Origin of the sequence: Prevotella sp. C561 (assembly GCF_000224595.1) — a bacterium.
Classification (GTDB): domain Bacteria; phylum Bacteroidota; class Bacteroidia; order Bacteroidales; family Bacteroidaceae; genus Prevotella; species Prevotella jejuni.
Window position 1 is genome coordinate 162,085 of sequence record NZ_JH114145.1, and the last position, 25,313, is coordinate 187,397.

Annotated in this window: 26 protein-coding genes, 2 tRNA genes and 3 pseudogenes; 9 read left to right on the top strand and 22 right to left on the bottom strand. The window is 36.7% G+C overall.

Translation table 11 applies throughout. The features are described 5' to 3' along the window. Nucleotides 1-4: 4 nt before the first annotated feature. Complete coding sequence (gene rfbA, locus HMPREF0666_RS08410; protein WP_009011976.1) at nt 5-895, bottom strand: glucose-1-phosphate thymidylyltransferase RfbA; 891 nt, start codon at nt 893-895, stop codon at nt 5-7. A 368-nt stretch (nt 896-1,263) separates the two neighbouring features. Here rfbA and HMPREF0666_RS08415 point away from each other — a divergent pair, with 368 nt between their 5' ends. The 4 genes from HMPREF0666_RS08415 to rny all read left to right on the top strand — a co-directional run bounded on the left by HMPREF0666_RS08415 (nt 1,264) and on the right by rny (nt 4,137). Continuing rightward, a complete protein-coding gene (locus HMPREF0666_RS08415) occupies nt 1,264-1,896 on the top strand; it encodes a hypothetical protein (RefSeq protein ID WP_009011977.1) in 633 nt (210 codons plus the stop codon). 66 nt (nt 1,897-1,962) lie between these two features. After that, nucleotides 1,963-2,256 carry a hypothetical protein gene (locus HMPREF0666_RS08420; RefSeq protein ID WP_009011978.1) on the top strand — a complete coding sequence of 98 codons (294 nt, stop codon included), beginning with the start codon at nt 1,963-1,965 and terminating at the stop codon, nt 2,254-2,256. 11 nt (nt 2,257-2,267) lie between these two features. Then, entirely contained in the window at nt 2,268-2,558 is a 291-nt protein-coding gene (locus tag HMPREF0666_RS08425; RefSeq protein ID WP_004360862.1) for a cell division protein ZapA, read from the top strand. Between the two features lie 37 nt (nt 2,559-2,595). Further along, on the top strand, nt 2,596-4,137 hold the full coding sequence (rny, locus tag HMPREF0666_RS08430) for a ribonuclease Y (protein ID WP_009011979.1): 1,542 nt from the start codon (nt 2,596-2,598) through the stop codon (nt 4,135-4,137). Nucleotides 4,138-5,089: 952 nt separating this feature from the next. On the opposite strand, the gene HMPREF0666_RS08435 is transcribed toward rny, so the two are convergent. Further along, nucleotides 5,090-5,386 carry a hypothetical protein gene (locus tag HMPREF0666_RS08435; protein WP_009011980.1) on the bottom strand — a complete coding sequence of 99 codons (297 nt, stop codon included), beginning with the start codon at nt 5,384-5,386 and terminating at the stop codon, nt 5,090-5,092. A 68-nt stretch (nt 5,387-5,454) separates the two neighbouring features. Beyond that, complete coding sequence (locus tag HMPREF0666_RS08440; RefSeq protein ID WP_009011981.1) at nt 5,455-5,685, bottom strand: YecH family metal-binding protein; 231 nt, start codon at nt 5,683-5,685, stop codon at nt 5,455-5,457. Nucleotides 5,686-5,947: 262 nt separating this feature from the next. Here HMPREF0666_RS08440 and HMPREF0666_RS08445 point away from each other — a divergent pair, with 262 nt between their 5' ends. After that, nucleotides 5,948-6,403 carry a hypothetical protein gene (locus HMPREF0666_RS08445; protein WP_009011982.1) on the top strand — a complete coding sequence of 152 codons (456 nt, stop codon included), beginning with the start codon at nt 5,948-5,950 and terminating at the stop codon, nt 6,401-6,403. Between the two features lie 89 nt (nt 6,404-6,492). On the opposite strand, the gene HMPREF0666_RS08450 is transcribed toward HMPREF0666_RS08445, so the two are convergent. Both HMPREF0666_RS08450 and HMPREF0666_RS08455 read right to left on the bottom strand, forming a co-directional pair. Continuing rightward, nucleotides 6,493-6,563 (bottom strand) — tRNA-Gly (locus HMPREF0666_RS08450). A gap of 3 nt (nt 6,564-6,566) precedes the next feature. Then, nucleotides 6,567-6,642, bottom strand: a tRNA-Thr gene (locus HMPREF0666_RS08455). A 349-nt stretch (nt 6,643-6,991) separates the two neighbouring features. Between HMPREF0666_RS08455 and HMPREF0666_RS08460 the strand changes: the two genes are divergently transcribed. Next, nucleotides 6,992-8,293 (top strand): M64 family metallopeptidase, encoded by a 1,302-nt coding sequence (locus tag HMPREF0666_RS08460; RefSeq protein WP_009011983.1) that lies wholly within the window; start codon nt 6,992-6,994, stop codon nt 8,291-8,293. Nucleotides 8,294-8,743: 450 nt separating this feature from the next. Here HMPREF0666_RS08460 and glyA read toward each other — a convergent pair whose 3' ends face one another. After that, on the bottom strand, nt 8,744-10,024 hold the full coding sequence (gene glyA, locus HMPREF0666_RS08465; protein ID WP_009011984.1) for a serine hydroxymethyltransferase: 1,281 nt from the start codon (nt 10,022-10,024) through the stop codon (nt 8,744-8,746). Between the two features lie 208 nt (nt 10,025-10,232). On the opposite strand from glyA, the gene HMPREF0666_RS08470 reads away from it, so the two are divergent. Beyond that, entirely contained in the window at nt 10,233-10,613 is a 381-nt protein-coding gene (locus HMPREF0666_RS08470) for a hypothetical protein (protein WP_009011985.1), read from the top strand. 212 nt (nt 10,614-10,825) lie between these two features. Here the strand turns inward: HMPREF0666_RS08470 and HMPREF0666_RS08475 are convergent, their stop codons facing one another. The 13 genes and pseudogenes from HMPREF0666_RS08475 to HMPREF0666_RS17340 all read right to left on the bottom strand — a co-directional run. Then, on the bottom strand, nt 10,826-11,149 hold the full coding sequence (locus HMPREF0666_RS08475; RefSeq protein ID WP_009011986.1) for a cupin domain-containing protein: 324 nt from the start codon (nt 11,147-11,149) through the stop codon (nt 10,826-10,828). 138 nt (nt 11,150-11,287) lie between these two features. Continuing rightward, nucleotides 11,288-12,280, bottom strand: a complete 993-nt coding sequence (gene queG, locus HMPREF0666_RS08480) for a tRNA epoxyqueuosine(34) reductase QueG (RefSeq protein WP_009011987.1) — start codon at nt 12,278-12,280, stop codon at nt 11,288-11,290. Nucleotides 12,281-12,424: 144 nt separating this feature from the next. Next, nucleotides 12,425-13,057 carry a polysaccharide deacetylase family protein gene (locus HMPREF0666_RS08485; protein ID WP_009011988.1) on the bottom strand — a complete coding sequence of 211 codons (633 nt, stop codon included), beginning with the start codon at nt 13,055-13,057 and terminating at the stop codon, nt 12,425-12,427. 200 nt (nt 13,058-13,257) lie between these two features. Next, nucleotides 13,258-16,575, bottom strand: coding sequence for a DUF2723 domain-containing protein (locus HMPREF0666_RS08490; RefSeq protein ID WP_009011989.1), 3,318 nt, complete (start codon nt 16,573-16,575; stop codon nt 13,258-13,260). A gap of 850 nt (nt 16,576-17,425) precedes the next feature. Continuing rightward, nucleotides 17,426-17,914: a hypothetical protein gene (locus tag HMPREF0666_RS08495; protein WP_009011990.1), complete on the bottom strand. Its 489-nt coding sequence runs from the start codon at nt 17,912-17,914 to the stop codon at nt 17,426-17,428. A gap of 6 nt (nt 17,915-17,920) precedes the next feature. After that, complete coding sequence (locus tag HMPREF0666_RS08500) at nt 17,921-18,241, bottom strand: hypothetical protein (protein ID WP_009011991.1); 321 nt, start codon at nt 18,239-18,241, stop codon at nt 17,921-17,923. Continuing rightward, nucleotides 18,223-18,711, bottom strand: a complete 489-nt coding sequence (locus HMPREF0666_RS08505; RefSeq protein WP_009011992.1) for a hypothetical protein — start codon at nt 18,709-18,711, stop codon at nt 18,223-18,225. Before HMPREF0666_RS08505 ends, HMPREF0666_RS08500 begins: the two co-directional genes overlap by 19 nt. Before the next feature lie 123 nt (nt 18,712-18,834). Next, nucleotides 18,835-19,065 carry a hypothetical protein gene (locus tag HMPREF0666_RS18090; protein ID WP_009011994.1) on the bottom strand — a complete coding sequence of 77 codons (231 nt, stop codon included), beginning with the start codon at nt 19,063-19,065 and terminating at the stop codon, nt 18,835-18,837. Between the two features lie 520 nt (nt 19,066-19,585). Further along, nucleotides 19,586-20,095: a hypothetical protein gene (locus HMPREF0666_RS08515; protein WP_009011997.1), complete on the bottom strand. Its 510-nt coding sequence runs from the start codon at nt 20,093-20,095 to the stop codon at nt 19,586-19,588. Next, nucleotides 20,092-20,286, bottom strand: a complete 195-nt coding sequence (locus tag HMPREF0666_RS08520) for a hypothetical protein (protein ID WP_009011998.1) — start codon at nt 20,284-20,286, stop codon at nt 20,092-20,094. The genes HMPREF0666_RS08515 and HMPREF0666_RS08520 overlap by 4 nt, the downstream gene beginning before the upstream one ends. A 77-nt stretch (nt 20,287-20,363) precedes the next feature. Next, nucleotides 20,364-20,873 carry a hypothetical protein gene (locus tag HMPREF0666_RS08525; RefSeq protein WP_009011999.1) on the bottom strand — a complete coding sequence of 170 codons (510 nt, stop codon included), beginning with the start codon at nt 20,871-20,873 and terminating at the stop codon, nt 20,364-20,366. 302 nt (nt 20,874-21,175) lie between these two features. Continuing rightward, nucleotides 21,176-21,637 carry a hypothetical protein gene (locus HMPREF0666_RS08530; protein ID WP_009012000.1) on the bottom strand — a complete coding sequence of 154 codons (462 nt, stop codon included), beginning with the start codon at nt 21,635-21,637 and terminating at the stop codon, nt 21,176-21,178. A 364-nt stretch (nt 21,638-22,001) separates the two neighbouring features. Next, nucleotides 22,002-22,151, bottom strand: a pseudogene (locus HMPREF0666_RS17340) (IS4 family transposase); the annotation flags it as partial. A 128-nt stretch (nt 22,152-22,279) separates the two neighbouring features. On the opposite strand from HMPREF0666_RS17340, the gene HMPREF0666_RS08535 reads away from it, so the two are divergent. Continuing rightward, the gene (locus HMPREF0666_RS08535; protein ID WP_009012002.1) at nt 22,280-22,771 is read left to right on the top strand and encodes a hypothetical protein; all 492 of its coding nucleotides are present in this window, start codon (nt 22,280-22,282) and stop codon (nt 22,769-22,771) included. Nucleotides 22,772-23,171: 400 nt separating this feature from the next. Here HMPREF0666_RS08535 and HMPREF0666_RS08545 read toward each other — a convergent pair. Continuing rightward, nucleotides 23,172-23,591, bottom strand: a pseudogene (locus HMPREF0666_RS08545) (IS4 family transposase); the annotation flags it as partial. Between the two features lie 248 nt (nt 23,592-23,839). Here HMPREF0666_RS08545 and HMPREF0666_RS08550 point away from each other — a divergent pair. Continuing rightward, nucleotides 23,840-24,049 (top strand): hypothetical protein, encoded by a 210-nt coding sequence (locus tag HMPREF0666_RS08550; RefSeq protein WP_009012005.1) that lies wholly within the window; start codon nt 23,840-23,842, stop codon nt 24,047-24,049. Between the two features lie 370 nt (nt 24,050-24,419). Here the strand turns inward: HMPREF0666_RS08550 and HMPREF0666_RS17345 are convergent, their stop codons facing one another. After that, nucleotides 24,420-24,566 (bottom strand): hypothetical protein, encoded by a 147-nt coding sequence (locus HMPREF0666_RS17345; protein ID WP_009012006.1) that lies wholly within the window; start codon nt 24,564-24,566, stop codon nt 24,420-24,422. 453 nt (nt 24,567-25,019) lie between these two features. Beyond that, nucleotides 25,020-25,313, bottom strand: a pseudogene (locus HMPREF0666_RS17350) (IS1380 family transposase); the annotation flags it as partial.

A 25,313-nucleotide genomic window follows, 5' to 3' on the forward strand; every position in this document is an offset into this window, starting at 1 on the left:
GGATTTATTTTGTATTCTTATTCTCTTCTGCAAGTTGAAGAAGATATTTACCATAGTTATTCTTTATCATTGGCTGTGCCTCTTCTTTTAATTTTTCTGTCGTTATCCAGCCTTTTTTGTATGCAATCTCTTCTAAACAAGCAACCTTAAGTCCTTGTCGTTTCTCTATACACTCTATGAATGTACTTGCCTCAGATAAACTATCATGTGTTCCTGTGTCAAGCCATGCAAAGCCACGTTGGAGTGTCTGTACCATTAAATTTTCTTGTTTAAGATAGCATTGATTGACAGTCGTAATCTCTAACTCTCCTCTTGGTGATGGCTTTATGTTCTTAGCAATCTCAACAACACTGTTCGGATAGAAATATAGTCCCACAACAGCATAGTTACTCTTAGGATGTTCAGGTTTTTCTTCTATACTAAGACATTTCCCATTATGGTCAAATTCTGCAACTCCATATCTTTCAGGATCATTTACATAATAACCAAAGACAGTTGCTTTGTTGTCTTCTTCCGCCCTCTTCACACTATTCCGTAATAGTGTGCTAAATCCGGCTCCATAAAAGATATTGTCTCCTAAAACTAAACACACAGAATCATTACCTATAAACTCTTCTCCAATAATAAAAGCTTGTGCAAGACCGTCAGGAGAAGGCTGTTCGGCATATTCGAAGCGTACTCCAAAACTACTTCCATCTCCTAAAAGACGTTTGAAACCTGGTAAGTCAAATGGAGTTGAAATAATAAGAATCTCTTTAATTCCAGCCAGCATCAAAACGGATACTGGATAGTAAATCATGGGCTTATCATAAATTGGTATAAGCTGCTTACTTATTCCTTTTGTGATAGGGTAGAGGCGTGTGCCAGAGCCACCTGCAAGAACAATTCCTTTCATAATAGTATGGTTTGATATCTGTTTTTTAATTAGTAGTTGTTGACTCTCTCTATATGTTTAAGCATTAATTCCATGAAAACTTTCAGCGCTTTTCGCTGTCAGTACGTGTATAGATAGCAATGAGGTTATACTCAAAGGGACTATGTCGTAGAGAATAACCAATATGCTCGTTAAGTATTTGCTGTTACACGCTTTCATTTATAATATAGTATATCTTGATTGCAAAGGTAATAAATTTAATTTGATTAAAAGCTGTGAAAATGAGAAATCATTTGCTTAATAGGCGTTTTTCATGTTTTTTATTAACTTTGCAATCGAGTAAAATCAAAAGATTTATCTTAATAACTTTAAAACTTTAAACAAAAGATATGGGATTCTTATCAAAACTCTTTGGAAAAAAAGATGCTGAACAAGCTAAGACTGGTGGAATGGAAGATTACATGACACTTGTTCGAGTTTACTTTCAAGCAGTGTTAGCAGCTCGTTTGGGTATCAATAACTTAGCTATGTTACCAGACCTTCGTACATACAAGCAAACATTCCGTGTACCAACACTCAATAACAAGTTGGGAGTTGGAGAAAAAGCCAGTGTGCGTAAGACTATGAAAAGTATTTATAATGTAGATGATAATTTCTTTGATGAGATAGATGCAAGCATCAAGAAGAATTGTAAGAAGATGCAAGATATTCAGCCTTATCTTTATCAGTTCCAAGGCTACACACAAGATTTGATGATGCTGATTGGTAATTTGATGAAATTCAAATTGCGTGTTCCTGGTTTCTTTAAGAAAGCAATCTATACGATGACAGAAAAGACGGTAAACGATATTTTTGGTAAAAACAGCTTTTCTGATCCGGGAGTTATCAAGTCTGTTATGGCTGTTCGGCAGTATAATCAGCGTCTTGGGTTTAGCCGTAAGTGGACATCAGATTTTGTTTATCAGATAGTGATGCTTGCAAAGAAAGAACCAAAGCCTGCGGATGATTCATCGTCAAAATAATTAGGTATATATTTGCTTAAATAGAAACTTTAATGTAATTTTGTAGCCAAAACGAATATATTAGCTATGAATGCAAATGAGAAGATTCTGAATACGTTTGCGACGCGTGTACGCCAGATGATTCTTCAGTACGAAACACTGAAGAAAGAGAATGACGAGTTGTACACGCTTGTTGATCAGCGTGAGCAGGAGATAAAGCAGCTACAAAAGGAGTTGTCTCAAGCACAAGCTGATTATAATTCGTTGAAAATGGCCAAGATGCTTGAAGTTACGGATGGAGACATGGAAACCGCACAGAAGCGTGTTGCCAAACTTATCCGGGATGTAAATAAGTGTATCACACTTCTAAGTGAGAAATAAATTAGAATACAATGGCAGACGATAAGCTACATATAAGATTGCATGTATATGATGCAGAACTTTCCGTAAATGTTCCACGAGAAGATGAGGAGTATTATCGTTCGGCAGCCAAACTTATTACCGACACAATTAATACTTATTCTACTCTTTTTAAGGGGAAAAAGGGAGATAAGGATATTATATATATGGCTATGCTTGATATTGCATTGCGATATAAGAAAGAAGGTGTACGTAATGATACAGCTCCATTCAATGATATTCTTAGTAAACTCACTTCAGAAATAGAAGATGCACTGAAGTGATAATAAGAATATTTAATTTAATTCATATAAATAATCAATGAGTCCAATTGTAACAGTTATAATAGCTGTGGTATGTCTTTCAGCAGGATGTGCTGGAGGGTTTGCTTTTTTTCGTTATATCTTAACTGGAAAGTATAAGGATACAATGGATAAAGCGGAAAAGGCTGCAGAAGTTATTAAAGAAAAGAAGCTGCTTGAAGTTAAAGAGAAATTCCTTAATAAGAAAAGTGAACTTGAAAAAGAAGTTCAGCAGCGTACACTGAAAATTCAGCAAGGTGAAAACCGCTTAAAGCAGCGTGAGGTAACGTTGAATCAGCGTCAAGAGGAAATAAATCGCCGTAAGCAAGATGTTGAGCAACAACAGCAGCGCGTTGATAATGAAAAGAAGTTGCTACAAATTAAGCAACAGGATCTTGAGAAGATGCAGGAGCAAGAGAGAATGAAGCTTGAGGAACTCTCAGGACTTAGTTCAGAAGAAGCAAAAAAGCGTTTGATAGAGAGTCTGAAAGATCAAGCTAAACTTGATGCTGCTTCTTATATTAATGAAATTGTTGACGAAGCAAAACTTAATGCTAATCAACAAGCAAAGAAGATTGTCATTCAAACTATTCAGCGCGTTGCAACTGAAACAGCTATAGAAAATTCTGTTAGTGTTTTCCACATTGATAGTGATGAAGTTAAAGGACGTATCATTGGGCGTGAAGGTCGTAATATTCGTGCCTTGGAGGCAGCAACAGGTGTTGAGATAGTTGTTGATGATACGCCTGAAGCAATTGTCATTTCTGCATTTGATCCTGTTCGTCGTGAGATTTGTCGTTTGGCACTTCATCAGCTTGTTGCAGATGGTCGTATTCATCCTGCACGTATTGAGGAAGTTGTAGCAAAGGTGAAGAAGCAGCTTGATAATGAGATTATAGAGACGGGCAAGCGTACAGCTATCGATTTAGGCATTCATGGCCTTCATCCAGAGTTGATTCGTATTATTGGTAAGATGAAATATCGTTCTTCATACGGGCAGAATCTTCTACAGCATGCTCGTGAAACAGCCAATCTCTGTGCGGTTATGGCAAGTGAGTTAGGCTTGAATCCGAAGAAAGCTAAACGTGCCGGATTGTTACATGATATTGGCAAGGTACCTGATGAAGAAACGGATTTACCACATGCTCTTTATGGTGGTAAAATAGCTGAAAAGTATAAAGAGAAGCCAGATATCTGTAATGCTATTGCTGCGCACCATGATGAAGTTGAGATGACAACTCTTCTCGCTCCAATCGTACAGGTATGTGATGCTATCTCCGGAGCACGTCCAGGTGCACGTCGTGAAATTGTAGAAGCATATATTAAGCGACTAAATGATCTTGAAGCAATAGCAATGAGTTACCCTGGTGTAACGAAGACCTATGCTATTCAAGCAGGTCGCGAACTTCGAGTAATCGTAGGAGCAGATAAGATGGATGATGCAGAAAGTGAGAAGCTAAGTTCTGAGATTGCGGAAAAGATTCAGAATGAGATGACTTATCCTGGCCAAGTTAAGATTACAGTCATCCGTGAAATCCGTTCTGTTGCGTATGCAAAATAGTCTTTTCATAATAAATAGAAAGCACTCCTTTTATGGGGTGCTTTTTTTGATTTGCCTCTTTTAATTGTAGATAGTATTCTATGTGCCTTTAAAGGACTAATCACGAAATAGTGTATTAAGAATGTTATAATACAGAAACAATTAGTATAGAATGTGCTGGTGCATCACTTGTTTAGAAAACAATATAAGTCTTTAGTTTATTTTCTCTGTATTTTTTATTGGCTCTTCCGTTAAATGCGTGGATACTTTTTGTACAGCTTTAACAGAAGACTCAAAGTGATTCATCAAACAAAATACATGGGCAAGGCAGTCAACTGTCCATTCTATCATCACCCTCCAATGCAAAACAACCTTTTTATTTTAATACGTTCAAAATACAGACAAGAGTTTGAAAAGTCATTACATAATTTCAGACATATCATCTGCAACTATAAAAAACAAATGCAAAAAGTAAGTTTATAACCAGCGGCCAATCAACTGGTTATCAAGTCATTCTTAAAAGGTGCTTAGTTGGACTTCAAAAGGGCGTTAGTAACACGCTAAAAGAGCATCTATTGCACGGTAATCAGGCGTCTTTTAGAAGCCAGAAGAGTATGTGTCAGTTTTGAACTGCGTAAAAATATTTACAGACACCGATGTTATGGTAATAATTTATATGTATAGGCAGAAAGACATGCTAATGAACAGACATAGCATCAATTTGCCTTTTCTGCATCTTATCTTGTAGTTTATTTTCCAATGTAAGACCATCTGATTTGGTACAGTCATACCCTGCAAGTGCATAAGCCTTTATTCTTTTTCCAACCTACGCATTTAATGGAAGAACCTTTTTATATTGTCTGTAAAGTGCAAATAATAAAGTATTTCAATGTTATAAACGATGACAGAAGAAATGAATCCTTGTCATCTTAGTTTAAACAGCTTTTCAAGACGACAAGGATTTCATTATTTATTAGCAACCTGAACCATCAAGGCGACAAGATGCTGCAGGTGTTTCATTTAGGTTAATTCCAGCTTCTTTTGGTGATAATGTTACAGTACCATCCTCAAGTACGAAGCAGGGGATGCCAGCATATCCATGTTTCTTAGCATCATCAAAGACTGAATTATTATCACGAAGGTGGAGAAACTCTTTCAAATACTTTATATGTGAACCAATATCAATTATTTCGTATCGATTATCACCTTCTACATGCTTGTCTACAGCAATACAGTCTGGACAAGTTTTCATTCCATAAATTTTAATCATAATCTATTGACTTTATTAAGCTCTAATGTATAGAGCAATGAATTTAATTTTTCTAATAATCTTTAATCTTAATGGTTGCAAATTTTACTTGTATCAACTGTGAAACCTCCTTGAACCAAGGTAAACTTGCTACGCTCTGCCAAGAAATCAACAATCTCATTAGCATCCATACCCTCTGCTGAGCAAGTATGGAATCGTTCTTCTGTCCCAAAACGAGCAATGATAGCCTTTACCAAGTCTTCTTTTGTTGCGTAAGTGTTGCCCTCCATCATGTGGAGTACATCATGTCCATGTGCCATATATTCTTATTTTAGTTGATAATTTATTATATTGAATCTCAATAAATATATTCTATAAGCTGCAAAAGTTGTGCCACACACGCGGTTAACTATCTTTAACTCATCAAAAGTCTTAGAATGATATAATTTAATTAATTTTGTGCACGATGACATATTTTATTGATGGTCAGACTGTCAAAATGGTGTTGTTTATGCTTACAAGTCTTTAGCATATCAAATTAGAAAGTTGTACATATAAATTTATTTGATAAGAGAGTATATTATGAAACGAATTATATTAGCTCTTGCTGCCGTTATTATGTTGTTATCATCCTGTGGCAGTAATAAGGCAGTAGTTAATAGTTCAAGGGAAATTAATTTTATGGAAGCCCGCAATTATTTCCATGTTGGTACTGAAAAGAGACCGACTATAAAGAAGATATTGTCACGAGCATCTCTTGAAAAGGAATTTGGTGAAGCTACATTCATGGGTAAGGGAGGTGAACCGACAAAGATTGATTTTAATAAGAAATTTGCAATAGCTTTTATCCTTCCACAAACTAATCGAAAGACGGTCTTAGAACCTCTTTCTTTAACTCTTAAAGGCAAACAGCTTGATTTGCTTTACAAATTAGAACAAGGAAAAGTACAAACTTATTTTACTCAACCTTTCTTTCTAATTGTAGTTGATAAAAAATATGCCGATTACAATATTGTAGAAAGCAGGAGTTTTGATTAGTTCTTTTCTATTCTTTTATAATAGATGAATACTTTCTGTAGATAAAATTTAAGGCATCCGAAAGGATGCCTTTAATTTTATAATCTGTGAGCGGAATACGGGAGTCGAACCCGCCTCACAGGCTTGGGAAGCCCGTGCACTACCGATGTGCTAATTCCGCTAATGGAGCCGATACCCGGACTCGAACCGGGGACCTACGCATTACGAATGCGTTGCTCTACCAACTGAGCCATATCGGCGGTAATGCGCTGCAAAGATACATCAAAAAAAACAAACGACCAAATTTTTGTTTTACGTTTTTGTTTTTACTATTAATGAAAGTACATATTCTGTTTCTTCATAGCGTCATAACTAATTAAATAGCCTCACGTTGTAATCTATAATTATCCAAGGTCTATTCCACTATGATTATTTTTCTTGAGATTTAACAATCTCTTGCAGTGAATTATAGCATTTATTTTTTGTCTTTCTTCATTATTATTGATAACTTTGCAATAGATATAAATAAGTAAGGATAGTAATCTTCTTTTCTGTATTCTTCCTGCTTATATAATTTAATTTGAAAATTCCGGATTTAATTAAAGACCTATGAAGAAAATTATTACACTTTTATTCTTGGCGCTCGCTATGACTGTTTCTGCCCAAGATTTCAGTCGTTATTTCGATGATGCAACTCTTCGTTTAGATTACATCTTTGCTGGTAATGCACAGCATCAGACGATTGCTGTAGACGAGTTGTCACGTATTCCGCACTGGTATGGTAAACATGAACGTTTAGCAGAGGTCCCTGTTGAAGGGAACGGACAGGTAATTGTTCGTGATCATCGTACGCAGAAAGTTATTTATCGCAATTCTTTCTCAACTCTTTTCCAAGAATGGTTAACGTATGATGAAGCAAAGAAGCCGTCAGAAAAATCCTTTGAAAATGTTTTCCTGGTTCCTTTCCCCAAAGATACTGTGGATATCACAGTTGAATTAAGAAACAATCGTCGTCAACCAACTGTGTCTATGAGTCATACAGTTAATCCAAAGGATATTCTTATTCGTCATATTGGCGAGCATTCTGTTACGCCTTACGAAACATTACAGAAAGCTGCCGATACGACACGTTGTATTCATATTGCATACATTGCAGAGGGATATACTGAAGCAGAGATGCCTAATTTCATTGAGGCATGCCAAACTGCTAATGAAGCTCTTTTCGCACACGAGCCGTTTAAATCATTGCGTCAACGCTTTAATGTTATTGCAGTTAAAGCACCTTCTGTAGAGAGTGGCACTTCAGAACCATCAAAAGGTATATGGAAAAACACAGCTCTTCACTCTCATTTCGACACGTTTTATAGTGATCGATATCTTACAACATTGCATTTGAAAGACCTACACGACTGGTTGGCTGGTACGCCTTATGAGCATATTATAGTGCTCGTCAACACAGAAAAGTATGGTGGAGGAGGTATTCTTAACTCATATAACCTCTCAATGGTCCGTAACTCTTATTTCAAACCTGTTGTTGTTCATGAGTTTGGGCATTCTTTTGCAGGTTTGGGAGACGAATATGCGTACGAGAAAGAACAGATTAATATGTACCCTACTGATGTGGAACCTTGGGAGCCAAACTTGACTACCTTAGTAGATTTCCATGGTAAATGGGAAAAGCTTATTGACAAGAAAACTCCTATACCAACACCACAACCAGCCGATCTTGACAAAGCTAATGTTCGTCGAGATAAGTGGAAGGTTGGAGTTTATGAGCCTGCAGGCTATTCTCAGCATGGTGTTTATCGTGCATACCCAGACTGCCGTATGCGTACGAATATGCATCCTGAGTTTTGTCCAGCTTGTAATTTGGGTCTGACAAAGCTTATTAAGTTCTATACGGGAGAGTAGGGGATATTTGTTTAGCTTACATCTCTTTTTAAAGTAATTTATTGATAGTTTTATAACTTGGCTTATGTGTTCCATCAGATATGTTCTGGGAATACATAAGCCATATTGTTTGGATGAAGTGATTAAGATTCATCTTTTGTTTTATACACAAATACAATGTCTTTGGGTTCTCCTGTTAAATAGATAGATTTGTGCATTGATTAAGATTTAGAGTATAGCTCCTTAAAATGCAGCTTGGTTGTTTTCAGCTAACAGAATATTGTGCATTGTATAGAAAAAGTACGCATTGCTATTTTCTTTAATAGCTTAAGAACATTCAAAAGCCATATCTACGCATTTAATGGAAGAACTAATTATTTTCTATACTATATAAAAAGGTGTGCCATTCATTTGGCACACCTCTGTTGTTGTTTAGTATCTTATAAAGTTGATACCTCTTAATTCTTATGTTTAGTAAGCGAAAAGAGGATAATCCTTCATTGTCTCATTCACTTTCTCACGAACTCGTTTAATAACCTGTTCGTTCTCAGGATCTGATAAGACTTCGTCGATAAGCTCGGCACAGAGCAACATCATATCTTCTTTACAACCACGAGTAGTCATGGCTGCTGTACCAAGACGTAATCCACTGGTCTGGAAAGCAGAACGCTCGTCGTATGGAACCTTATTCTTGTTTGCTGTGATATCTGCTGCCACGAGTGCATTCTCAGCAACTTTACCAGTAAGGTCTGGATACTTTTGACGTAGATCGAGCAACATAGAGTGGTTATCCGTGCCACCACTAACGATACTGAAGCCCTTGTCAACGAGTGCCTGTGCGAGTACGGATGCATTCTTCTTCACTTGCATTGCATATTCTTTCCAGCTTGGAAGGAGGTTTTCACCGAAACCTACAGCCTTAGCTGCGATAACATGCTCCAATGGTCCGCCCTGATTGCCAGGGAATACGGCAGAGTTGAAGAGCATTGACATAGGCTTTAAGTCGCCCTTCTTTGTTGTTAAACCCCAAGGGTTAGCGAAATCTTTACCCATAAGAATAACACCACCACGAGGACCACGCAATGTCTTGTGAGTTGTGGTTGTAACAATATGTGCGTACTTTACAGGATTATCAAGCAAACCTGCTGCGATAAGACCAGCTGGATGAGCCATATCAATCATCAATAAAGCACCAACCGCATCAGCTATCTGACGCATACGCTTGTAATCCCACTCACGACTGTAGGCAGAACCACCACCAATGATGAGCTTAGGTTTATGTTCACGTGCAAGACGCTCCATCTCATCATAGTCTACACGTCCTGTTTCAGGATTGAGCGTATAACCGACGTGATTATAGAGTATACCAGATGTGTTCACCTCACTACCATGAGAGAGATGGCCACCTTGGTCAAGATCAAGTCCCATGAATGTGTCGCCTGGTTTCAGTACGGCAAGCAAGACTGCTTGGTTAGCTTGTGCGCCAGAATGTGGCTGCACGTTGGCATACTCAGCACCAAAGAGTTCTTTTACGCGCTCAATAGCGAGTGTTTCAACTTTGTCAACCACTTGGCAACCACCATAATAGCGTTTACCCGGATAACCTTCAGCATACTTGTTGGTTAAGTAGGATCCCATAGCTTGCATTACTTCGTCACTGACAAAATTCTCAGATGCAATCAGCTCCATTCCTTTGAGCTGGCGCTTGTGTTCCATCTCAATAAGGTCAAAAATTTCTTGATCTCTTCTCATGTGTATTGAATGTTTAGTAGGGAGTCATTTTCTTCAAATTAATCCCTGGTTAGTGATAATGTTGCAAATATACGAATTAATGTTCTAACTTGCAAGTGTATCAAAAAAATAATGTAACTTTGCAATAGAATAGTGTGATTATTATTTGCTTATCTCAGTATTGTAATGTGAGAAAAGTGCTAGTTTACAATATATTATAAGTTTATATATGAAGTTAAAAGAATTATTCCAAGCTTACAGTTTTGATGAGATTTATCCTCTAATCGGACTGATGTTTCCTAAAGGTAGGCATTTGCGTACTCAGTTTGGTAATGCATACGACTTGTTGTTAACACTTAATCCTGTCGCATCTAAGAAGCAGATTCGTTATCAGTTGATGGAGGATCCTGATACAAATGAGATGTTTTTCGGAGCTGATGACCATGATTTTAATGGTCCATGGGAAGTATTACTTGGTAAGGAAGTAAAGAAAGAACCTAAGGTTGACCTTACTAATGAGGAGATGGTGGCTAATTGTTTGTTGAATACAGTATTAATAGGTCGGCATCCACGCTCTTTTGAAAGTGATTTTCAAGTTATAGTCAAGTAAATAATCACGCTACTAAAGTATTTAGTAGATTAACAAAACGAGTTGACAAGTCGCTGTAGTTTAAGGCTCTAATTCCCTTTTTCAAGCAACTTGTCAACTTGTTTATTCTTGTTTTTGAGGTTTTGTAATCCTTGAAAAACATTTACCAGATTTATCAAAGAACTTGTTACCTTGTCGAGCTGTTTTATTTATCAACTCGTCAACTCACAATGCTATCCTCTAATCATTGTAATAATCATCTTAAATCTTTCGGGTGCATTCACTGAGTGGGGAGCTCCACTTGGAATGATGAAACTTTCGCCCGTTTTGATGATATGCTTAACCTTATCAACTGTCAGTTCCATCTTTCCGTCGACAACTTGAATAAAAGCATCGAATGGTGCCGTATGTTCTGAAAGTCCTTGACCAGCATCGAAACTGAATAAGGTTATACTACCCGCATTGCTGTGTACCAATTCTTTGCTTACTACGCCACCTTCAGAATAGTCTATAACTTCGTTAGACTTGAATACAACTGCTTTTTCTACTTTAGCCATGTTTTTATCTATTTTGTTTGTAATATGTTATTATCTCTTTATAAACCTACGCAACAAAGTTAATGCCAATGCTGCAGGTAGGAACAAATGTTACTTCTAACCATAAACGCTGAGTCACAATTGTGTGTTCTCGTTTATTTAAAACTTTTTTACGGTGATATTTCGTTTAAGACCTTCGAACTTAACACGCTTTACAGCTGAACCTTTGAACAAACGCTGATACTCCTCAACGGTAAGATTATGCCACTTTTCTTTACTCATACTAAGTAGTTCGGGCTTTGGTTGCAGCGTTGGTTCCGTGTTTGGTGTTGCATATCTATTCCATGGGCATGCTGTTTGACAGCGGTCACAACCATAGATTGTATCACCCATAGCTGCTTTTGCCTCGTCAGATAATTCTCCTCTGTTTTCTATTAGTTGATAAGATAAGCAGCGTTCGGCATGGAAATCCTCATCAGGAATGATGGCTCTGGTAGGACACGCATCAATGCATCGATGGCATCTGCCACACCGATTGGGCATTGGCTCATCATAATTATCGGTGTCAAATGGGAGGAATATTTCACCTAAAAAGAACATAGATCCAGCATGAGGAATAATGAGTTGATGATTACGCCCAACCCATCCAAGTCCTGCTTTCTGTGCCCAATAGCGTTCAAGGACAGGAGCTGTGTCACAGAAACAACGTATGGTAGGCTCTTCATCTTCTTTATTTTGAGGAATTTGATACTGTTCTGCTATCTTTGTTGCTAATTCTCTCATCTTTCGTTTCATCAAGTCATGATAATCTTGACCGAGTGCATAGGCTGCTATTTGGTATTCCCCTTTTGGTATCTGTTGAGCAGGTGCATAGTTGAGGGCGAGCGATATGATACTACGTACACCTGGAACAAGGAGACAAGGATTAAGTCGTTTCTCCAAGTAGTTGGCCATATAGGCCATTGAAGCTTCTTCTCCTTTTTCCAACCATTGTCGATATTTCAGTGCAATTACCTCATCAACAGGTGCTGCCTTTGCTATGCCACAAGCAAAGAATCCCATCGAGTGGGCTAAGGACTTAATAACTGATGATTGAACAACAGAGGAGTCCATTCCATGTGTGTTAGTGTTGAAAGTATCTATTGATGACATACAATGAATTTAATATTTTCTTTCTGCACCTTTTCTTAGCAGATACAGGTGAATTAGTGAGGAGATACGCCATGTAGAATGGTATGTTATACCATGGAATGTTATCCTTTTATTTAAATACTAATGTTGTAAGACAATATATTATTAAAAGGTTTCAGCGGGATCATCGGGGAATACCTTAAACGCATATCCTTGCTCTTTCAACCATTGCAACGATTCTGGAAGTGCTGTACGAAGTTTATCTATACTTTTAAGAGAATCATGGAAAGTAATGATAGAACCATTTCGTGAGTATTTTTTTACATTCTTTACAACATCATCAGCCGTCAACCATTTGGAATAATCTCGTGTTACAAGATCCCACATAACGACGCGATAATTCTGTTTCACCCACCAATAAACTGTATGACGGAGCCATCCATGTGGTGGTCGGAAGTAAGGGGTATTGAGTAAAGCGTCTGCCTTCGTTACATCTACTGCGTATGTCAATGTCCAATGCCTAAAGGAACCAAGGTGATGATAGGTATGGTTACCGACTTTGTGACCTCGTCGAATAACCTCTTCATATAGTTCAGGATATTTTCTAACGTTGTCAGCAACCATGAAAAACATTGCTTTCGCATTGAATTGGTCGAGTATGTCGAGGATAAAAGGTGTTGCCTCAGGTATAGGTCCGTCATCAAATGTCAGATAGACCGAATGATCCTCCTTGTCCATACGCCAAAGTGCATGTGGATATAGGATACGTAGCCATCGTGCAGGTTGTTCTATTATCATATAATGTAATCCTCTTTGTTCTCCTCTAAATCCATTAATTAGGGAGAGGTTTGTTATTTATACATGGTTTTTCTTTATTTATCTTCCATAGACTTAAAGGAGGATATAAAGCAAAAAGCCAGAGTTTGGTTATCTGTTATGATAACCAGATTCTGGCTTTTAGATAATTATTTTAAATGGAGAGCTTCTGCTCTCTAAGTTTATAATGACCCACCTTTTGCTTTGAAGATCTGGAACAGGTTGTTAAGCTGATTTGCATGCTTCTCAGCCCATGCACGATTGGTCTGGTCATTGTCATTGACAAGATTCATCATTATCTGGAAGTGCATCTTACATGACCCTTCTGACATGTTGAAAAGACGAGGAGGAAGATTCATATAGTAGTTTGCATACTGAAGAGAAATCTTCCACAACGCATCATAGAGTTGACTTGCTTTTGCCTTTTGTCCCAACAATGCGTATGCACGTGCCATATCACCAGAACCACTCATATAGCTGACAGGTACATTATAGGTAGGTATCTCCTTCTCAGCCTTCTGTAAGACCTTCAATGCTTTAGCCTTCTCACCCTTTGCAATGAGGTGAAGTGCAAGGTCGGCCATCTCACGTCGATGTGTATAGCACATACGAGCTACAGTTTCATCGATGTAAAGTCCTGGCTTGCTAAGGCCTCCCCACTTAAAGCGGTTCATCATTACATCGTATGTCTTCTCTGTATCGAAGTTACGCATGTTGATACCTTCTGAATCCTGACTTTGTACTGTTGAGAATGGTGTGATACGATTGACCAAACCTTCTTGAACAAAGTTATCACCTAAGTTCATAAAATTCTCTGAACCAACAGTGATTGCTACGTAGAGAGGACGTGTCCAGTTGCAGTTAGCTATCATCTCAAGCATCATCAAGTCGTTCTTATACAACGCTTGTTTTCCTGCCAGAGAGATGACCATACGGTCTGGAATTGAATCGCCAGGGAGCATCATACCACTTCGACGTACAGCTTCCTTATCGATAGTCATATAAATGGTATCGGTAGGAATACAGTGGGTCTCATCATTCTTTGAGCGTACCCAATATTTGAGGATATTCTTTAACTCAAATGGGTCGTCACCAAATTGTGCCTTTGCAGAAACTGGATCCTGCTTGTAGAATTCCTTAATCTGTTCCTTATACTGTGGTTCAACTCGTACAGCTTCATTAGTGCCACTTACATAATCGAGGCGTGGCCATGAGATTGGAACGCTTGGGGATTTATATGCAGGACGTCGCATTTGGTCAATATACCAGTCTGTCTGTAGGTAAGAAAGGTTACATACGCGTGTATCTGTACGTACTCCCTCAACCTCTTGGTTGTACCATAGTGGGAAGGTATCATTATCACCATTTGTGAAGATGATTGGATTACCCTTCTGCTGTAGTGAGTTAAGGTAGTTCTGACCAAAGTCGCGACATGTGTATCGGCCTGAACGGTCATGGTCGTCCCATGTCTGAGATGCCATCTGAATAGGAACAAGCAGACAGACGAGTGAGATGACTAATGCTGACAATACCGGTGCAACTTTCAATTTACGTACCCAATCGTAGAGTGCCAATACACCTAAACCACACCAAATTGCGTAGGCATAGAATGAACCTGCATAGGCATAGTCGCGCTCACGTGGCTGACTTGGTGTCTGGTTCAAATAGATTACGATAGCAAGACCTGTCATAAAGAACAGGAAGAATACCACCCAGAACTGCTGTATACCTCGTTTGCCACGCCACGCCTGCCAGAAAAGTCCAATAAGACCAAGTAGCAGTGGTAAGCAATAGAATACGTTATGACCCTTATTAGCTTTCAGCTCATCGGGCATTAAGTTCTGATTACCATAGAGTGCATTGTCAATGAATGAGATACCAGTAATCCAGTTGCCATGTTCGGGCTCACCATTACCTTGTATATCGTTCTGACGTCCTGCGAAATTCCACATGAAATAACGCCAGTACATGAAATTACACTGATAAGAGAGGAAGAACCTTAGGTTTTCCAATTGTGTTGGCATCTTCACGCCGTCAACGTCATGTCCGACAATACCTCCCATCCACTGCTCATATTGAGCCGCATGGCTAGGGTCATACATACGAGGGAAGAACATATTCTGGTCAAACACCTGTGTTGCTTTATGACGTACAACGAAATAAGAATCTTTCTCATCTTTAGATGCTTTCTCCTTACGCTCATAGACAGGTGCACCCTCATCGAACTTATAATGTGTACCATCATCTGTAACAGAAGGCTGACTTGAGTAAGCCTGTCCGTAGAGTAATGGATGATCACCGTACTGATCACGGCTCAGATAGCTACCCAAGGTAAAGATGTCCTCTGGTGAGTTCTGGTCCATAGGTGGGTTGGCTGTTGAGCGAATAACAATCACTGCGTATGAAGAATAGCCGATAATCAACATCAGCATACACAGTAGGGTTGTATTCTTTACACGTGGTGATATAAGAGCAACACGTTGTCTTTTTCCTTCTTTGTTGAATGGACGCTGCCACTGTAGTAGCACATAAACGACAGCCAGTACAACAAGACCTGTGAAGAAAGCAGTCCAACCATAGCCATAGAATGGTATACCAATTAAAGCTAATGCTGCTAAGAATGCAATGTTCTGCCGTCTTGTGTCTTTGTTCTGATATGTCTCATATATACCCCATACAAAGGAAGCAATAAGAAGAGCTATATATACAATGGTACCTGTATTAAATGGCATGCCAAGGGTGTTTGTGAAGAATAGTTCAAACCACCCTCCAACGGTGATAATACCAGGTACAACACCATAGAGTACAGCTGCGACAAGAACCACAGAGAGTACTAAGGCTAATAATGAGCCCCTTAGATTAGCCTCAGGAACCTTCTTATAATAGTAAACCAATACGATAGCTGGGATACAAAGGAGATTGAGCAGGTGAACACCAATAGATAAGCCTGTCATATAGGTAATGAGAATCAGCCAACGATCAGAATGTGGCTTGTCTGCATTATCTTCCCATTTTAAGATGAGCCAGAATACTACTGCGGTAAATGCTGATGAATAAGCATATACCTCTCCTTCAACGGCAGAGAACCAGAAAGTGTCACTGAACGTATAAATCAGTGCACCAACAAGACCTGCACCCTCTATAGCGATGGTTTTTGCAAGTGATGGAGCTTCTCCGTCACGCACGATTAGTCGACGTGAGAGGTGGGTGATGGTCCAGAAAAGGAACATGATACACGTTGCTGAAAGCAATGCGCTCATGGTGTTAACCATGCGTGCTACCTCTGTAGGATCGCTTGCAAAATGTGAGAAAAGATTAGCTGTAAGCATGAAGAACGGTGCCCCAGGAGGGTGTCCTATCTCCAGTTTATAGCCTGTTGTAATGAATTCTGGACAGTCCCAAAAGCTGGCTGTCGGTTCAATTGTGGAGCAATAGACGAAGGCTGCAATAAGGAATGCAACCCATCCGAAGATGTTGTCCACCAGTCTAAATTGTTTCATTTATGCGATTAGAATTTACTGTCTACTCATCTTTCTTGGATAAGCAGAGATATTTATTTCGAAATAATCGGTGCAAAGATAATAATATTAATCAAAACAACATAAAGAGAGTGGAGAAATTATAATAAAATGTGATGAAAAGGACATGACTAAAGTTTGGAATTGACTTTATTTGCTTGGGTTAAAGCATAAAGGTAAGATTATGTAAATGTGTTTTTTGAAGTTTTATACTCGAATAGGAGGATTATATTACACATCTTATAAGAATATTTTTTATTTTAAGTTGCTGTCACTTTTAACATTTCATGTAATACCACTGTAAACTAACAAGTTATATGATGATTTTGGATGACAGTAGTGACAGCAAAATTATTTTTTGAGAAATACTTAGATCTCTTTATACTGAGTTTGGGCGCTTTAAAGAGCATTCGTTTATTATGAATATGCCAATAAGGTTTCGGGAAACGCAAATGATTGTGTTTAAGAATGATGATTAAATTATGGGTCTTCAGGATTTTGGAGTGATAAGTTTTGCTGCTTGTGTTTAGAGTTTGAAGCAATGTCACACGGAGGCACGGAGAGGACGGAGGATTATTAAAACAAAGCAATGGAAGTAACGGAGGCACCGACGGTGCATAGAGCCACGGAGCTTGTTTGCCAATTCTATTAGCAATTTATATACAAAGCGTTTACCTCAAAATAGTTATCAAGAATCTGTACGATATACCTCCGTCGCTCTTTGTGCCGTCGCCACCTCCGTGACATAGCATTACCTCCGTTTCTCCATTACTCCGTGTGCCTATTATATAAGACTTTTAGTTTATCACTTCATATTTCGGAAGAACCCTTTTTAAAGCTCTACCAACCATACGCCATCTTTCTTAAGATAAACGATTGGCTCTACATCAAATTTGAAACCCTCAATGGGGGTACGTTCTTCCCAAACGTCAGTTACTTCATTCACAAAAGAATCATAAGGTAAATGAATTCTTCTATCATCATAAAGATGTAACCCTAATTTTTTCTTTGTCTCTAATTCAGGAGATAATATAATCTCATTTTTTTCTAAAATGATATTTTCTAAATAATACTTTCCAGCCTGATAGTTACAATAATTCTCCCTCCGAAAAGCACTCTGTATCTGTTCTGCGGATAGAGTTATGAAAACTTTATCTGATAAAAACTCATTTGTTTTGCTATTTTCATATCTTTTAAATCCAATACCCAATAGCCCTTCTTTAAAAGAGGTTTGAAGACGATATAAGTTTTCTTCTACTTGCCAAAACCGACATTCTATACCTTTTAAAAAAGCATAGTCATTATTTTTTATTTTCAACATAACACATCATTTTATGATAATAAGATTTTCATCTTCTTTACTGTAGATTGCCCTTAAAATTTCTTTGCCATCATTAGACACCTCCCATATTTCATCACCTTCATTAAATTTTACTCTTCGTAGCAAATTCCATTCAGGTATTCCTAATCTACCATTGTTACCAGAGGTAAATCCTGTGGAAGTAAACGGATAGAGCCAATTATCAAATGTACCTCCTTTGGGAATAACAATATTTTCAGGAATATCTTTTGATTTGAACCTTATGACCCTACAACTATTTTTGAAAGATGAAACTTGATATCCTTGTTTTACTCCTCTACCAACCAAATATCATCTTTCTTAAGATAAACAATTGGCTCTGTATCAAATTTGAAACCCTCTATGGGAGTACGTTCTTCCCAAATGTCAGTTACTTCTTCTTTGCTTATTTCAAATCTTGGATCCCTTGAATCATACCAACCCTTATGCCAAATTCTCCTTGGATAAACTTTTAAAAAAGAATCTTCATTCAAAGGAGCGACTAAAAGCATCTTATCATCACAATTCTCTATGTATAAGTCAAATCCTTGATACTTGGCAAAAGAGCGAATCTTAAAAGCCCTTATTCCTGTATTTCTTGGAGCTTCTAATTCATAAAAAATATTTTTCAAAAGAGGTTCTCTTATTGCTTTAAACTTATATTCCTCTATAAGATCTTTATTTTCTGTATAATATATATAGGTACCTGATTTACTTGCCATTCTTAATAAATGTCTACCAAGATATCCATATATTCCTGTTGGTTTTATTCGTTCCATTTGTTTATCTATTTAATTGCCTGTAATTTATTGTTTTTAAACACAGCTCTCTCAGCACCTCGTGTCCATTGCTATACACCTCCCATAGTTCTGCACCTTCGTCTATGATTGCATACCATGAGGTTATTGTTCCTTCGGTTCTACCAACCATACGCCATCTTTCTTAATATAAACAATTGGCTCTACATCAAATTTGAAGCCCTCAATGGGGGTACGTTCTTCCCAAACGTCAGTTACTTCTTCAATAAACTTTTTGTATGGAATTTCTATATAATGATCTCCGTTATCTAAAAATCCTAATAAGCATGTCTGAGTTTCCAAATCTGGGAATAGGATGATATTACCATCTGACACAACCGTATTCGGAGTATATTTTCCTCCTTGATATTTACAATAACAATATTTATAGAATGCAGAATACTCATAACTTCGTCCATACGGAATGTATAGCTTATAATAATTACCTTCTTTCCTAAACCCTAATTTTAAAAAGAAATCGTTTTTAGTAAAAAATCTTCCAATAGGGGGGTATCAAACTCCTGGCTTAATTCCATATTCAACCAATGCCCATATATATATACATAATTGCCCCTCTTTAAATAACTAACATCCTTTAAAACCATATAACAAAATTATTTTATTGTATTAAACTTTCCATCTTTATACACTGCTCGCAGCGTTTCTCTTCCATCATTGAAAAACTCCCCAAAGTTCAGCTCCATCTTCAAAATCTATCCTTTGTAACAAATTTCATTCAGGTATTCCTAATCTACCATTGTTACCAGAGGTAAATCCATATCTTCTGAAGTAGGGATGACAAGTATCTGTGAGGTATTTTCTTATTTAAATCGGATTACTGTTATTCATTCGCGCTTTATTTGATGTTTCTCTTATACCATGCACCATGCAGATTCTCTTCAATATATGAATTGTCTTTGAACAGATAAACTAATGGTTCTACATCAAAAACAAAATCAGAGATAGGCTCTCTCTCTTCCCAAATAATTGGAGAAGAAGCTATGAATTCCTCATAAGGAACTTCTATTCGGCTATCATCACGATCATTTAACTTTAAGTATCTTCTCGTTTTACGTTCGTTGGGGGATAGTATGAATAATCCATGCCATATATTCTCAACTTCATACTTGTACCCCAAGTAAATGCAATACATATTACTTTCATAAGCAGAATATGGATACCTCTTACCTTGTTCTAACCATAGTTCGAAATCATTATTTGTCTGTTTTCCATTTTCTACAGAAATGGAATTTTCAGAAAAAATAATCCAATACCTCTTTTTTTTGTTATAATCATAATAGCTGGCTAAAGCCAAATCTTTCCCCTCAAATAAAACTCGAGAAGTTCTTGTTATTTTTATCTTCATTTCTCAATAATTTCAAATTTACTTTTGCCCATTATTGCATATAAAGTTTGCTTACCATCACGTGTTATCTTCCAAATTTCAGTTCCATTTTCAATAGAAACTCCAAGACCTCTTGGTATTGTAAATTCTGGCACCTCAACTCTTCCTTTTATTCCAGCTGTAAAACCATGTGCTGTAAATGGATAATCCATATCTTCTGAAGTAGGGATGACAAGTATCTGTGAGGTATCTTCTTATTTAAATTGGATTACTGTTATTCATTCGCGCTTTATTTGATGTTTCTCTTATACCATGCACCATGCAGATTCTCTTCAACATATGAATTATCTTTGAACAGATAGACTAATGGTTCTACATCAAAAACAAAATCAGAAATAGGCTCTCGCTCTTCCCAAATAATTGGAGAAGAAGCTATGAATTCCTCATAAGGAACTTCTATTCGGCTATCATCATGGTCATTTAGCTTAAGGTGTCTTCTCGTTTTACGTTCGTTGGGGGATAGTATGAATAATCCATGCCATATATTCTCAACTTCATACTTGTACCCCAAGTAAATGCAATACATGCGACTTTCATAGGCGGAATAAGGATATTTCCTTTTTTGGGGAAACGATAGGGTGTATAAAGTTCCTTGCTCCTTAAAGCCCTTTTCTATCAAACAAGGCTTCTCTCCTATTATTTTCCAAAACCAGATATTGCTATCGTCACAATATTTTGTTAAGAACATATCTTCTTCTTCAAAAAGAATGCGCCTTCTACTTGGTGCCTTTATTTCCATCACTCAACTATTTTAAAAGTTTTATTATTAAACACTGCGTATAAAGTTTGCTTACCATCACGTGTTATCTTCCAAATTTCAGTTCCATCTTCAATAGAAACTCCAAGACCTCTTGGTATTGTAAATTCTGGCACTTCTATTCTTCCTTTTATTCCAGCTGTAAAACTATGTGAAGTGAAAGGATAATCCTAATCATCAAAAGTACCACCTTTGGGGATAACAATATTTTCAGGAATATCTTTTGATTTGAACCTTATGACCACACAACTATTATTTAAAAGATGCAACTTAATGTCCTTGTTTTACTCCTCCACCAACCAAATACCATCTTTTTTAAGATAAACGATTGGCTCTACATCAAATTTGAAACCCTCTATTGGTTTGCGTTCCTCCCAAATGTCAGAAATTTCCTCTTCTATCGCCTCATATATGGGGTCATATCCCTGTCTTGGAAAATCTTTAAAATATTTCATTGCTTCTTCTAATGGACGAAGTATAAATTTGCCTTCTGAAGAATTTTCTGCAAAGAAATTAAATCCCTTATATTTAACAAAGGTTATTGTATTAAAGGCGCTTGAAATATCTTTTTTTGAAACATATTTATAGCTTATTATATTATTATGTTGCAAGAAACCTATTTTGCTCAACTTTTCATATTGGCACTTTCTATCTATTAATTCAAACATATCAGGATTATCTGTTTTATAAAAATAATACTCTTGCAATAGATAGATAGCAAAATTTCCTCGTTTGTACGTTCTCATAAAATTACTTTATAGATATAAATTTATTTTCGTTCTCGCTAAATATTGCTTTTAATATCTCTCTGCCATCGCTAAAAACTTCATACAACTCTGCTCCGTCGTATAGCTCGGCATAAAATTGGTTTCTAAATTTAAATTTGGCAAAGTCAAGTACTAAGTGCGAATTTACTTAATCTTTTTGTTAAAAACAAATTCTGGGGCTCTACATTTCAATTTTTATCTTTATCATGTGATTTCGATACTTCAATTGGTAACATGGTAAGTGGACAAGTCAATGAGTAGATAAGTGAACAAGTTGCTTGTATCAAAGATAAAGTAACATGGTAAGTGGACAAGTGAACGAGTGGACAAGTTAACAAGTTGCTTGCGAAGCCGAGACCCCGTCCTGTTTCTCCAATGAAAGACGAGATAACAGGTGACCGATGCCAAAAAGATAAAATAAATCATCATCCATTCAAGTTTTAACACTCAAAAGTTTGGATAACTCGCTTATTTTCTTTATTTTTGCTTCCATAATAGTTGTGTTGTCTTGTCTTTAAAATCTGTTCTTTAGCGATTACTAATTTACAAAGAAAATTCGACAAACTGTTATTTTTCTATTTATTAGGGTGGGAAACTTTGGTTTTTTATAAATAAAAAATAATGACAAAAAGTGTTATTGATTCGCATATAACAGAGCAACTATATAAAATATACGAGTTAGATATTGACGGTTTCGTAACTAATAAGGAACAAGTAAAAACATTTAATTTTGAATATAAATGGCCAGTTGTTGATTTCTTAGAACCAATTTTTATGCCTTTGTTTTACAACATAGACTCTAATTTTATCTATTTGACAAAAGGATATGATATAGCCCTAAATGAAAAATATTCTAAGTTTTCAAGAGAAGATTTTATAGAGTTTATAAAAGGTAACAAAACTCACAGTCCACGAGGATATAGTAAAGAAAGCATCGATATTTACTATATGATAGGATTAACTATTTTTGACGAAACGTTTGAATGGTTAATTCATAATAATGTTGATGTAGGATATTTGACTTTTTCTTTTCAAGTTGAAAAATTTAATAATGAGAAGGTACTTGATTTACTTATGAACAACAAATGGTTTGTTCATGATAAAAATTCGTGAGGAATGCAGTGGTGTGGTTATGCTTCAAATCGGGTGTTATTGTAATAATTATCTGATTATTAATGTTGTTTTTTATGATTAGGCGTAAAGGTGGGAAAAATTCTCTGCCTTTTGCTATTTTTACAAATAAAATGATGAGCCAACAAAAAGTTTTTGGAGCTTTATGCTCCAGATTGTAAGTTGAGTTTCAATGTCCGTATTGCCACTCAAACAATGTTATCAAGTATTGGTGTCCGATTAAAAATCTCATTATGGTAAGGCACACTTTTGTTCTTACATACACAAGAAAATGATTCTTTTTCCTCAAATAATCGATGAGGATATCGCAGAAGATGACTCTGTTTGTTTTTTAGACTCCTTAGTGGATAATCTTATGTTGTATAATGTTTATAAACTTTATAAGCCCAGTAGTCGCAAGTACGGTGTCATCTATAATGAAACATGTCGTGGTATTGGATTGAGGAGCTTCGCCATACTTATGTAAAAGACATATATAACGTAGTGCAAAGTGGTTCATCAAGTTTTTTCAATCCAACTGAGGACGAATCTTCATTCGATAGAAACAATTCTTACCATGATTTGAAAGCTCATATATTTTATGCTTGCATATACTGTGGATGCTCTCACACACAATGCGAAAGAGGAAAAGAGAAAGGATTAACTCCGAAGCCGAAACTCCGTCATGTTTCTTTAATGACAGGCAAGATAACAAGTGACCGTTGCCAAACTTGCCAAAAAGATGAAATAAATCATCACTCATCCGACTTTTAACACTCAAGAGTTTGGATAACCCACTTATTTTCTTTATTTTTGCTTCCATAATAGTTTTGTTGTCTTGTCTTTAAAATCAGTTCTTTAGAGATTACTAATTTACAAAGAAAATTCGACAAACTTTTTTTTCTATCTTATTTATTAGGGTGGGAAACTTTAGTAACTAAATCTAATGCTATCAATACTGTAAGGCATCATGTTAGATTTGGAGATGTATTGGATATAGAATTCCAGGAGGGCAATGTGCAAGATTTAGTGGTGGTGGCAAAATATTTATAGGATTTTTAGAATAAAAATATGAGTAAATTTAATATAGAACTATCAAGTGTTCCTGATAGAGAAAATCTTGTAGCAGAAATCTGGTATGAAAAAAAAATGGTTGCCGAAGTCAACAAAGAAACAGAAAAATTTGTGATTGAATTTTGTCTTGATGAAAAAATTTCATTTATGTTGGATGAATTTCTCGAGGTACTTGAAAATGCAAAAAGAAGAATACTTGAAAGATAATGCTTCGTTAATGCTCCAAATCGGGAGTTATTGCAATAATCATCTGATTATCAAATTTTTAAAGATTAGGCATAAAGGCAGAGATAGATTCCTTACCTTTTGCTATACCAAAAACAAAGGAAAATGAATTATAAAATGAATGGGGAGGAATACATGAGTAACTAAAGTTTCCCACCCCTTCAAATACAGGTTTTTCTCATTCCCCTTTGCCTGTCGTTCCCCTATTTCCATTGACTTTTAACACATGACTACCTGAGGTTATGCAGTGTGTCCATATACCTTATCCCATTTTCCAATGCTTCAGCCATTACGAGGATTTTGTACATCGCTTTGTTATTACCGCTGATTGTAGCCATAAGGTGCTGGGGTGTCACTCCAAGCGTTTCTCCAATGACAGGCGAGATAACAAGTGATCAATGCCAAACTTATCAAAAAGATGAAATAAATCATCACTTATTCGAGTTTTAACATTCAAAAGTTTGGATAACCCACTTATTTTCTTTATTTTTGCTTCCATAATAGTTTTGTTGTCTTGTCTTTAAAATCAGTCGTTTAGCGATTACTAATTTACAAAGAAAATTCGACAAACTGTTATTTTTCTGTCTATTTATTTGGGTGGGAAACTTTAGATAAGCAAACAAACAAATGCAATGTAAACAGCCAATGCTGCTGTTATAAATGCATTTACACCAGGTTCTATAGATTATAGCAATGGAGCAGATTAATGGGATGGTTCAGAACAAGCAATGATTCCTAAGGAGTTTCAGAATAAGCCATCAAATGGTACTTTTATGTATAACCTCAATTCCGCAGCATTATTCCTTGTGAGGTACTTTTATATATTGAAGTGATATTTTGGGATTAATCCATTGATTTGGGAATTTTCCAGGGTTCTTGGTTCTTGCATAGGCATGAAATCCCCCCACCCAAACCAATGGGGAAGTATGAAAACACCACAAAGAAATACTGTTTATTCAAGGAATACTTCAGCGTAGTAGGTTTTATTTGTATACAGGTTTAGAACGTTCTGCCTTCCCGTTCGCACCCATTTTTGCTGGAACGCTGACAAAAATGCAGGATAAAGGCTTTCAGTCTACTTGTCTTTTTCAATGGCTTGACCTTTTCGCTGATATGACGGACGAGATAGAGATAGAAGTTCTTCAGCATAGCGGTAACCATCATGAAAACCATGTTCTCAGCCATAAAGGAAAATGGCAGATGTGACCATCCGAAGTCATTGTTCTGTATGTCGAAGTTCTTTTCA